The sequence below is a fragment of the Virgibacillus sp. W0430 genome (assembly GCF_051846935.1).
Classification (GTDB): Bacteria; Bacillota; Bacilli; order Bacillales; family Amphibacillaceae; genus JBPYCR01.
In genome coordinates, this window is the sequence record NZ_JBPYCS010000014.1 from 62,509 (window position 1) to 73,636 (window position 11,128).

General features: G+C 38.0%; 12 protein-coding genes. 11 read left to right on the forward strand and 1 reads right to left on the reverse strand.

Annotated features, from left to right (window positions below; genetic code table 11):
- Positions 1–115 precede the first annotated feature (115 nt).
- The 10 genes from ACLIBH_RS09105 (at position 116) to ACLIBH_RS09150 (ending at position 9,361) form a co-directional block, all read left to right on the forward strand.
- Entirely contained in the window at positions 116–1,174 is a 1,059-nt protein-coding gene (locus tag ACLIBH_RS09105; RefSeq protein WP_439316394.1) for a TRAP transporter substrate-binding protein, read from the forward strand.
- A 69-nt stretch (positions 1,175–1,243) separates the two neighbouring features.
- Complete coding sequence (locus ACLIBH_RS09110; RefSeq protein WP_439316395.1) at positions 1,244–1,735, forward strand: TRAP transporter small permease; 492 nt, start codon at positions 1,244–1,246, stop codon at positions 1,733–1,735.
- 2 nt (positions 1,736–1,737) lie between these two features.
- Positions 1,738–3,012, forward strand: coding sequence for a TRAP transporter large permease (locus tag ACLIBH_RS09115; protein ID WP_439316396.1), 1,275 nt, complete (start codon positions 1,738–1,740; stop codon positions 3,010–3,012).
- A gap of 152 nt (positions 3,013–3,164) precedes the next feature.
- On the forward strand, positions 3,165–4,547 hold the full coding sequence (locus ACLIBH_RS09120) for an amidase (RefSeq protein WP_439316397.1): 1,383 nt from the start codon (positions 3,165–3,167) through the stop codon (positions 4,545–4,547).
- A gap of 840 nt (positions 4,548–5,387) precedes the next feature.
- Positions 5,388–6,353, forward strand: coding sequence for an ABC transporter permease (locus tag ACLIBH_RS09125; RefSeq protein WP_439316398.1), 966 nt, complete (start codon positions 5,388–5,390; stop codon positions 6,351–6,353).
- Between the two features lie 119 nt (positions 6,354–6,472).
- Complete coding sequence (locus ACLIBH_RS09130; protein ID WP_439316399.1) at positions 6,473–6,826, forward strand: hypothetical protein; 354 nt, start codon at positions 6,473–6,475, stop codon at positions 6,824–6,826.
- A gap of 23 nt (positions 6,827–6,849) precedes the next feature.
- Positions 6,850–7,209 carry an ABC transporter permease subunit gene (locus tag ACLIBH_RS09135; RefSeq protein ID WP_439316400.1) on the forward strand — a complete coding sequence of 120 codons (360 nt, stop codon included), beginning with the start codon at positions 6,850–6,852 and terminating at the stop codon, positions 7,207–7,209.
- 34 nt (positions 7,210–7,243) lie between these two features.
- A complete protein-coding gene (locus tag ACLIBH_RS09140; RefSeq protein ID WP_439316401.1) occupies positions 7,244–8,224 on the forward strand; it encodes an oligopeptide/dipeptide ABC transporter ATP-binding protein in 981 nt (326 codons plus the stop codon).
- Positions 8,187–8,816: an ABC transporter ATP-binding protein gene (locus ACLIBH_RS09145; RefSeq protein WP_439316402.1), complete on the forward strand. Its 630-nt coding sequence runs from the start codon at positions 8,187–8,189 to the stop codon at positions 8,814–8,816. The genes ACLIBH_RS09140 and ACLIBH_RS09145 overlap by 38 nt, the downstream gene beginning before the upstream one ends.
- Before the next feature lie 113 nt (positions 8,817–8,929).
- A complete protein-coding gene (locus ACLIBH_RS09150; RefSeq protein ID WP_439316403.1) occupies positions 8,930–9,361 on the forward strand; it encodes a DUF5342 family protein in 432 nt (143 codons plus the stop codon).
- A gap of 444 nt (positions 9,362–9,805) precedes the next feature.
- On the opposite strand, the gene ACLIBH_RS09155 is transcribed toward ACLIBH_RS09150, so the two are convergent.
- Positions 9,806–10,354, reverse strand: coding sequence for a helix-turn-helix domain-containing protein (locus tag ACLIBH_RS09155; protein ID WP_439316404.1), 549 nt, complete (start codon positions 10,352–10,354; stop codon positions 9,806–9,808).
- 424 nt (positions 10,355–10,778) lie between these two features.
- Between ACLIBH_RS09155 and ACLIBH_RS09160 the strand changes: the two genes are divergently transcribed.
- Positions 10,779–11,128: aldehyde dehydrogenase family protein (locus ACLIBH_RS09160; RefSeq protein ID WP_439315536.1), on the forward strand; the 350-nt coding region annotated here is incomplete at its 3' end.

The following is an 11,128-nucleotide window of genomic DNA, read 5'->3' on the forward strand; positions in this document are numbered from 1 at the left end:
TTTGTAAATATTATACTATAAAATAATTCAAAACGTTTATACTTTTCGGAAAATTTATTAATAGTTGGAGAATTATCGGTTGTAACGGAATAAAAATAAAAGGAGTGTGAAGCTGTTGAAGAAAAGTGTTGCTGTCCTATTTATGATTTTTGTACTGCTCCTAATCCTAATTAGTGCTTGTGCTGGCAAAAATTCTAGTACAGATAGTACGAGTAGTTCAGGTACAGATGATACGAGTAATACAAAGTCAAACGAAATAGTAGAGCTAAGATTAGGCCATGCCGTACAGGGGGAAAATCACCCGTATCATATGGCTGCTAGACACTATGTAGAATTAGTAGAAGAGAAATCGGATGGTGAGATTCGTATTGAAGTTTTCCCAGGCGGCCAGCTTGGTGAGGAATTGGATATGTTGGAAATGGTGCAAAATGGAACGTTGGACGGTGCTTTAATTTCCGCATCTATCTTTAGTGGGTCGACGCCAGTAATGGATGGATTAACAATTCCTTTCTTATTTGATAATTATTCAACTTTTAATGAAGCATTAAAAACGGATGTTGCGCAAGAAATGCTTAATAGCTTGGAAGATTTACAGTTAAGGGGATTAGGGATTAATAACGCAGGTATGAGACATGTTGGCAGTAACGTAGCACCGGTGGAAAATCCGGAAGATTTTACTGATTTAAAAATTCGAGTGATGGAAAGCCCATTAATGTTGGATATTTTTGATACGCTCGGTGCAAATCCGACACCAATGGCTTATGGTGAGCTTTATAGCGCATTACAAACAGGCGTAATCGACGCACATGAGACAAACTTAATTACATTTACCGATGAAAACTTTCATGAAGTGACAGAGTATATTTCATTATTAAGTATATATCCTACACCAAATATTAATATAATGAATTTATCAACTTATAACGAGCTTTCAGACGAACAAAAACAAATTTTAACTGAAGCCGGACATGAAACCTCTACTTGGATTGTTGAACAAATGGAAGAAATCGATAAAAAGGCGTTAAAAGAGTTGAATGAATTAGATAAAAATATTAACGAGATTGAGGATATGCAGCCATTTATTGATAAAGTTCAGCCTGTTTATGAAGAATATGGCAATAAGCATCCGCTAATAAAAGAGTTTATTACAGAAGTAGAAAATATTAAAAACTAAGGAAAGCAGATAAATGGGATAAGAAAGTTCTTATCCTTTTTATCTATTGTTTCAAGCGGGGGGATAAGTGTGTGGATATTAAGAAAAACTACTGATCTTATTTACGCGATTTCTAAATATATGCTTATGGTTTTAGTCGGTTCAATGTCATTAGTCATTATTGCGCAAGTATTTGCTCGAACGTTTTTAGGGTTTTCAATTTTTTGGAGCGAAGAATATGCTCGCTACTGTCTCATTTGGGTTACTTTCATTGGTGCTAGCATGGCGCTTAAAAATGGAGAACTTGCTATGTTTGATTTGTTTTTGGCAAAAACAAGAAAAGAGTGGCAGCATTTCTATCGGCTCGGATTAAATATGTTGGTTCTTATTTTCGTCGTTGTGTCCATCTATTTTGGATTTAAACAAGTTTTTAGTCCAACAGCCCTTATGCAAGTATCCCCCGCGCTACGTATTCCTATGTGGTTTGTCAATCTTTCCGTACCAGTCGGATTTATCATCATGTTTATATATATAGTTAATACCATCATTGAAACATTGTTCGCTAGAAACAAGGGGGAGTAAACGTGTCCATTGCCCTAATCTTCATGGTCTTACTGCTCGCAGGTGTTCCGGTTGCTTTTGTTTTAGGATTAACGAGTGTTTTTTATTTAATCATAAGTGGTAATCTTGATTTCTTTTTAACGATTCCTCAACGGATGATCTCTGCTCCTAATAACTTTAGTCTATTGGCAATTCCTTTATTCGTCTTAGCTGGTGAAATAATGAATAGCGGTGGAATTACGAAAAGACTTGCTGATTTTTCCCGTGCTCTCGTAGCTCATTTAAGAGGTGGATTAGCATATGTAAATATATTGGTTAGCGCTTTTCTATCCGCGATCGTTGGTTCAGCAAATGCAGTTGCAGCTATTCAAAGTACGTTTATGGTACCAGAAATGAAAAAAGATAATTATGACGATGACTATTCAGCAGCAATTACAGCTGGTGGGTCTATTATGGGACCAATTATTCCGCCAAGTCTCATCTTTATTCTATACGGCGTAGCTGCAAGCACATCGATCGGTGCTTTATTTTTAGCCGGAATTATTCCAGGAATTATGTTAACAATTGGCTTTTTTGCGCTTGCTTTTATGTATGCAAAGAAAAAAGGGTTTCCAGTAAAAGAAAAGGCAAGTATAAGGACGGTTTTCAAAAGTTTTCTAAATGCTTTACCCGCGTTGCTCGTTCCCTTTTTAATTATTGGCGGTATTTTTTCGGGCCAATTTACCCCAACTGAAGCAGGGGCGATTGGAAGTGTAATTGCTTTTATTGTTGGTATGTATATATATAAAGACTTAGAAATGATCGATATACCAAACGTATTGATTCGCACAGGTGTAATTAGTGCATCTGTATTGATCATTAATTCCACGGCAAGTGTGTTTAGTTGGACGATTACAATGGAAGGTATTCCACAAATGATCGCTGAAGGGCTTACTTCCATTTCAGAAAAACCTTGGGTAATTCTTTTGATAATTAATATTCTTTTACTTATCGTTGGAATGTTTTTAGAACCATTATCAGCCATTATTATCTTGGTGCCAATCTTATTACCTGTTGTTGAAGTATTGGGGATTGACCCTATTCATTTTGGTGTCGTTGTTTCCTTGAATTTAACGATTGGCTTGATTACTCCGCCTGTAGGATTAGTATTGTTTGTAGTATCAGGAATTACAAAAGTATCTTTTGTCCGTTTAAGTAAAGCAATTATCCCATTTGCGCTCATGGCTATTGTAGTATTGCTTATTATTACATATGTTCCAGCTATTGTTACGTTTATACCTGAACTTTTCTTGTCGTAGCATTTTATTTAAAACGCTCAAATCAATGCTGCGTCGATCTTATTTAACAATATTAATCACTTACTAATAGCTCACTAATATGGGGCAATGAAGATTCATAGAATTGTGATTTGTTAATAAAAAATAGAGGCTGACAACAAGGAGGGAGACCATTGACAATAAGTTTAGCCGCAAAATCTATTGGGGAATTGGCACCCCTTGTGCAGAGCAAAGAAGTTTCTCCGGTGGAGATAATGACGGCTGTTATAAAGGAAATTAAAAATAAAAATGAGGTAATCCAAGCTTATATACGCATCGATGATAACGAAGCAATGGCGCAAGCAAAGCAAGCTGAAGCGGAAATTATGAAAGGAGAATACAAGGGATCGTTACATGGGATTCCAATGGCATTAAAGGATATTTTTTATTTTAAAAATAAAAACGTAACGGTTGGTTCAAAAATACACGAAAATTTTATCTCAGCCTACGATGCGACGGTTGTAAAAAAATTAAAACAGCAAGGTGTTGTTTTTACTGGAACGCTGAATATGCATGAATATGCGTATGGGGTAACGACAAGTAATTCGCATTATGGAATATGTCGAAATCCGTGGGATACGAATAAAATACCCGGAGGATCAAGTGGAGGATCAGCTGCAGCAGTAAGTGCGAATATGACTATTGCTTCAATTGGGACGGAGACAGGTGGTTCCTTGCGTGCTCCGGCAGCTTTTTGTGGTTTGGTTTCACTGAAGCCAACGTATGGAACAATAAGCAAATATGGCTGCTTCCCTTTAGCTCGAACATTGGATCATGTCGGTCCAATTACAAAGACCGTTTATGATACGGAACTATTATTTAAGACTTTAGCTGGTTACGATCGACTCGATCCTGATTCGGTTCGGATGCCTTCCACGGGCGCACGGGGTAAATTTGAAGGGCGTATGAAGGATCTCATAATTGGAGTAGATGAAGCACACTTTTTTTCAGATGTTGATAATGAAATCGTAGCAAAAGTAAAGCGTGTTATACGCTCTTTGGCGAACATGGGGGCGAAAACGGAGGCAATTCATTTCGATTCGTTTAATGATACGGTGGAGACGTATGCGAAGACAGTGACTGCGGAAGCGAGTGTTGTGCATGAGAGAAATTTACTTGTTCGACCTCAGGATTATGGTTCAGATGTCAGAGAACGACTCGAATCTGGAACACGAATTTCAGCAGTTGACTATATAAAAGCACAGCAAAAAAGGGAGAAAATTCGTCAAGAATTCAAGGGGATTCTTGAAAAAGTAGATGTGCTTATTGCTCCAACCGTTCCGTTTACCGCTCCAGAAATCGGTAAGAAAGACGTATGGGTGAATGGTGAAAAAGTTACTATTTATGGTGCTGGGAGCAGGTTGATCAGACCAGCGACATTAGTAGGATTTCCAGCAATTACAATTCCTTGTGGGCTCAGTAAAGGAATGCCAGTGGGAGTGCAGCTTATGGCAGCTCCATTTCAAGAAGAAAAACTTTTTACTGTTGCAAATGTTGTTGAGGCGATGGAGCTATAATTTTATGAGTAACATACAACATACTTGAAGAAAAGACTCTTTGAACTCCTTTGTCGTTATGCAAATTTGATGGCTTAATACTTCGTCAACTGCTTCCGTTTCATGGAAAGGTGGCGAGCTTCCTCGAATTAAATATTAGAGGTATCTCGCCAAACTAATGGGTCTTATATTAAAAAACAGGAGGTCATTTGGAAAAGCTTGATTTATTCACGAAAATATGTAAAATAAGATAGACTTCAATAAATATCTAGATATGAACCGTAAGTCTTGAATTAATTGTTTTCTATTAAGAAGTTCATGTATATTAAATCTTGAGTTTCTTCCTACGGATAGAATGATCAAGTGCTGTACTTTAATGAATGAACTAATGAAATCTATCTCAAACTCTTTTCGCATCGGTTAATCTACCAGATGTAAAAGTGAACACCCTACCATAATACGTCGTTCAGGAGAACCCTCAATCTCTATTAGCGGATGTGCTAATAATGAATGACAGACTTGTTAGTTATATAAAATACAATAGTTTTGTTGCACTACTTTTATAGAATTTGCTTTGATGCCAACATTTGGGATCGTGTTTTTTAATGGATTAATTTAGTGAGTGTCTCGCATTAATGAGCTATTTTGCAGTTTAACGATGCTCGTAAATCGTAAGCAAGACGCGAATAGGTAAATTCTGTGGCCACAGAAGCACGTACTAATTTGTTTTTTTGGTAAAAAAACGTTTATTTGTGTTGCAATAAATCCCTTTGACTTACTGTTCTGACATTACAAGCAGTGTTTCTATGCTTTATAATAAAAGGGAACAAAGAGAATATACCAATACGCTTATTAAGTGAAATGGTGAGCAAACTAACTGTATTGAATGAATGTCTAATAGGGGTTAGTATTCTTGCCTTTTTTCTCGTGCGTAATTCTCCAATCGATCCAATTCAATCTTACGTCGGAGCCGAGATGATGAAGATCGGGCTGGAGCAACGGGAAAATATTGCGGCTTATTGGGGATTGCATGCGTCTAGTGCGGAGCAATTTTTTCATTGGCTGACAGCAGTTATAAAGGGCGACTTAGGTACTTCCCTTTTATACCGGACTCCTGTTGCGAACGTAATTAAAGAACGATTTATAGCTTCCTTGGCTTTAATGCTGATTGCCTGGGTTTGTTCAGGAATAATAGGGTTTATTTTTGGGATCGTTGCTGGAATGAATGAAGGAAAGCTTATCGATAAGGTGATTAAGGGATATTGCTTTATCCTTGCTTCAACACCAGCATTTTGGTTAGCAATTGTACTATTAATGGTGTTTTCTGTATCGTTCGGCTGGTTTCCAGTTGGGCTTGCGGCGCCTGCAGGGGAGATGGCGAAAGATGTTACTTTTTTTGAAAGGCTGCACCATTTATTTTTGCCGGCACTTACGTTAAGTATTGTAGGAGTGGCGAATGTTGCTTTGCATACAAGGCAAAAACTAATCGAGGTGCTTGATCGTGCGTTTGTTCGGTTTGCGCGTGCGAAAGGAGAGCAAGGATTTTCCTTACTGTGGAAGCATGGAATCCGGCATATTTCACTTCCAGCAATTTCATTACAATTTGTCACTTTCGGGGAGCTGTTCGGTGGAACGATAGTAGCAGAGCAGGTTTTTTCTTATCCTGGTCTTGGACAGGCTACTATACAGGCCGGTCTTGGAGGCGATATTCCATTGCTGTTAGGCATTGTGTTGTTTAGCACGGTGTTTGTTTATGTAGGTAACGTGTTAGCTGATTTATTGTATCAAGTAATAGACCCACGAATGAGAAAAGGAGAAATCCGATGATCGGAAACGTATTACTGGATAGATTTAATCAAATTCGGAGCTGGAACGTTCGGCAACGGACGCTCTTCCTAATTATATGTGCAAGTATCTTCTTACTTCTTATTCTAGGAAGCAGTCTAGTGCTATATTATAAAACGATTCCAATTAATTTATATATGAAAAACAACGCACCCTCCTTTTCTCACCCGTATGGAACCGATTGGCTAGGGCGCGATATGCTAGCACGCACAATGAAAGGCTTAGGACTAAGCTTTTTTGTAGGTGTTATAGCAGCGACAGTCAGCTCAATTTTAGCGCTTCTATTGAGTATGCTTTCTGCTTTGAATGAACGGATAGATTTTATTGTCACTTGGTTAATTGATCTCTTTTTGAGCGTTCCCCATATCGTTCTACTGCTTATTATTTCGTTTTCTATTGGGGGAGGAATAAAAGGCATCGTAGTCGCGCTGCACTTACGCATTGGCCTAGCCTAACACGGCTGCTTCGTGCGGAGTTATTGCAATTAAAACAAGAAGATTATGTGGCGCTTTCCTATAAGCTTGGAAAAACAAACACATGGGTATTTAGGCACCATTTCCTCCCGCATTTAATGCCACAGCTTATTGTTGGATTTATACTATTGTTTCCTCATGCTATTTTGCACGAAGCGGCAATTACCTTTATTGGATTTGGCTTGCCTCCAGAAACGCCTGCAATTGGGATTATCTTGTCGGAATCGTTACGTTACTTAACAACTGGAAAGTGGTGGCTTGCATTTTTTCCTGGACTTTCACTTTTAAGTATGATTCTTGTATTCGACATGCTCGCTCGAAACATCCGTAGATTAATGAATCCTATTGAAAAACAAGCTTTGTAAAAAATATATACAATTGATGAAGGGGATAGGGTGAATGAGTTTTTTAAACGAAACAAATAAAAAGAACGAACGGCGTAATCGAAACACCCAACTGCTTGACGTGAAGCAGTTATCCATTTCCTTTCAACAGTTTGACAGAGGTTTACGAGAAGGAGCTTCAACGGTTGTAAGGCGATTTGACATATCGATTCAAAAAGGTGAGGTTGTAGCAGTAGTCGGTGCTAGTGGTTCGGGAAAAAGTTTACTTGCAGATGCTATTTTAGGTATACTCCCTAAAAGTGCGCAATTGAAGGGGACGATTCATTTTGAAGGGCTTCCACTAACAAAGGAGAAGCAAAGTACATTACGTGGCGTTGACATTGCACTCCTCCCTCAGTTTACGAGTGCACTTGACCCTTTGATGAAGGCCGGAAAGCAAGTACAAGCGATCATTAAAAATAAACATAAACGGACAATGCAACAGCGTATTTTCAACAAGCTCGGCTTAACAAAAGAGGCCGGCTCTCGTTATCCTTTTGAATTATCCGGGGGCATGGCTCGGCGTGTACTCCTATCAACAGCAATGGCAATTGAGGCAAAGCTTCTTATCGCGGATGAGCCAACGAGTGGTTTGGATGAGAAGGCACGAAATGAAAGTATTGCGTATATTAAAGAAGCGGCGGGTAATGGACAAGGTGTTTTGTTTATTACGCATGATATAATGACTGCCTTGAAGACCGCATCTAAAATTGCTGTTTTTTATGCAGGAGAAACGGTTGAAATTGCTAATGTGGAGGACTTTCATGGAAGTGGAAGTAAATTAAGACACCCTTATACGAGAGCTTTATGGCAGGCGCTTCCGCAACATAGCTTTACACCATTTATGGGGAAACAGCCGTTTCCAGATGAAATAAAAAAAGGATGTATTTACGCACCGAGATGTCCCGTTGCAATGGATATCTGTATGAAGCAACAACCGAATGAAGCTTGGGTGGATAATGGAATGGTTAGGTGTTTTTATGCTGAAAATAAGTAATATTAGTTATCGTTATACCTCTAGTCAGTGGTTGTTCCAAAGGCTAAGTTTGTGTGTTCAAAAAGGTGAAGTTGTTGGGGTGTCTGGAGAAAGTGGCTGCGGGAAAACAACGATGGCAAAAATTATTGCAGGCTATCTTATTCCTACTGAGGGGGAGATTTCTGTGGACGGCAAAAAACTTCCTTACAGCGGCATGTCGCCAGTTCAATTAATTTGGCAGCACCCAGAAAAAGCAATTAATCCGAAATGGAGGATGCATAAGGTTCTTGCTGAAAGTGGATCTATTTCACCAGATCTTTTGCGAACATTAGGAATACATTACGAATGGTTGGATCGATTTCCAGGGCAATTATCCGGTGGAGAGCTGCAACGATTTTGTATTGCTCGTGCTCTTGGATCAAATCCAGGCTATTTACTTGTAGATGAGATGACTGCGATGCATGATTCCGTAACACAAGCACAAATTTGGCATGCTGTTTTACAAATAGTAAAACAACGAAACATCGGGATTTTGGTTATTAGTCATGACAACTATTTATTACAGCGTATTTGCAACCGTATTATTGATTTTAAGTCACTTATAAAAAAATGAATGGAACTTCTACTATTGAATTAAAAAAGCAATCCTTTTAAACTAATTGTTAAGTAAAGCAATAAAGTGGGAAGGATGGAATAAATTAATTTAATAGGTAGGAGTTGAGTATTTTGGTCGATGACTTTGAAATGAAAACGCTCTATACGGATCGGACATACGAGCGTCAACGATTTTCTTTCTCTTTTAATGGGAAGGAATATGAAGGGGATTTCTATAAAGGGAGTATTCAATGGCTTCATCCTCACCCGCAACAGGATGTCGATGCGTCTCAATTAGAATGGATCGAAGCATTCCTTTATCGTTTAGTACGTAAGCAAGAATCGAATGAAACGATAGACGGTATAGAAATAAAGCCAATGCTTGAAAGTAATTCTCAAGAAGTTTATCAATTTCAACTAACAATTGAAGAAGAAGTGTACAAAGGAATTATTCGACATGGAAAATTGGAGTGGTTTCACCCTAAGCCGAGAAGGAAATTAACCGATGCGCACGTTGATAAGGTAGAAGAAAACGTACATACCAAAATAAAAGATGGTATTTAATTCCCTTTCCAGTGCAAAAAAGCGAAAAAGGTCGTATGCTAATTTGCAAAACCCTAAACGACAACTCTGTACGACTACAGAGTGATCGTTTGGGGTTGTTTTTGTGTAAACAGGCATTAACAGGGTCTGACAGGGTTATGGTATGGGCCCTCTTTTCCATTTGTTTTCTTAAGGCGGAAACGTGCGTGTGAATTACATATTCGTTCTCTAAACCTCTTTATCAGTAACGATAAGTATAAAAAACGTAGCGTAGTAACTGCGGCTTGTTTTTACTCGAAATCTCACAAACTACCTATTCGTATAGTCCATTGAATTTCAAAATAGAGCGAATGGGAAAAAACGGAATCGCTGTATGTCTTATGGCATTAACTAGTGTGTTCGTTAAGAGAGCTTTTCTCGATTTTATAATAAAACACGCCATTAAGAGCTTAATCGAACTGCAATTCATCGTTCCCCGTTGGCAGAAACACATAAAAATTTTATCGGTTCATCCGTTTTATTGAGCCAATAATGGGGTGTGGAGGAATCGATTAATATACAATCGTAAGGATGTAAATCGTATGTTTCCTCCCTTATCATTACGGTTAGCGTGCCTTCAAGCACATATAAAAACTCCTGTCCGGAATGGGTGAGGTTGCTGCCTCGGTTGCCACCAGGATTGAGAATAATTAAATTTGGCGATAAGATAGGGTTCTCTACATTTCCCGAAAGGTCTTTATAAATGAAGTTATTTTCTTGTCCACTGGAAGCATTCAATACGTTGCGAATAACCTTTGATTTTGTTTTTGCTTTTGTATCTGAAAAAAAATAGCTTGGCGTTACCCCTAATGCTTCCGATATTTTCTTGAGTGATTCAAGCGTTGCTGAGGTTTTTGCATGCTCCAGTTGAGATATAAAACTAATTGAAAAACCTGTTTTTTCTGCAACTTGTTTTAATGTCATTTGTTTTTTCTTTCTTAATTCTCTAACTTGCTCACCTAATAACTTTGACATACATCCTCCACCAAACCATAAATAAAGTAATTTCTCGTTATGTGAATTATATCATATTCGCTCCTGTTTAGAAGTACAGGAAGAGGAACGCCATCATTTTTGATTGATTGACACACTAATTTTATTATTGTAAAATTAGTGTGAAATTAAAGTAATACTTAAATTTTATTTAAGATTTACTTAAAAGGAGGTGCCGATTACGTAAGGATAGAAATATGTGCGGATGTGTATACTATGAGCACGTCTGTATAGATGGAACTAATCGCATACTCGTTCATGCTATAGAAACAGCACGAAGGGTATTGTTATCTAAGTATATAATACTTACGCGATTTTACTTCGTTCAGATTAGATGAATAAAACATTTGTAATCATTGTTTTATACAAATTTTACATAATAAAATTTTTATAGGAGGTTTTATACATGGTCGTACCATACAAACATGAACCATTTACTGATTATACTATTGAAGAAAACAAGCAGGCGATGCTGGACGCTTTGAAAAAGGTGGAGGCTGATTTTGGTAAGGAATATCCGCTTATTATAGGTGGCGAGCGAATTACGACAGAGGAAAAGCTCGTTTCTGTAAACCCGGCAAATAAAGAGGAAATTATCGGGTATGTTTCGAAATCGAATAAGGATTTGGCGGAAAAAGCAATGAAAGTAGCGGATGAAACGTTTGAATGGTGGCGAAAAACGGATCCATCTGTTCGTGCAGATATTTTATTCCGTGCGGCTGCGATTGTTCGCCGTCGTAAGCATGAATTCAGTGC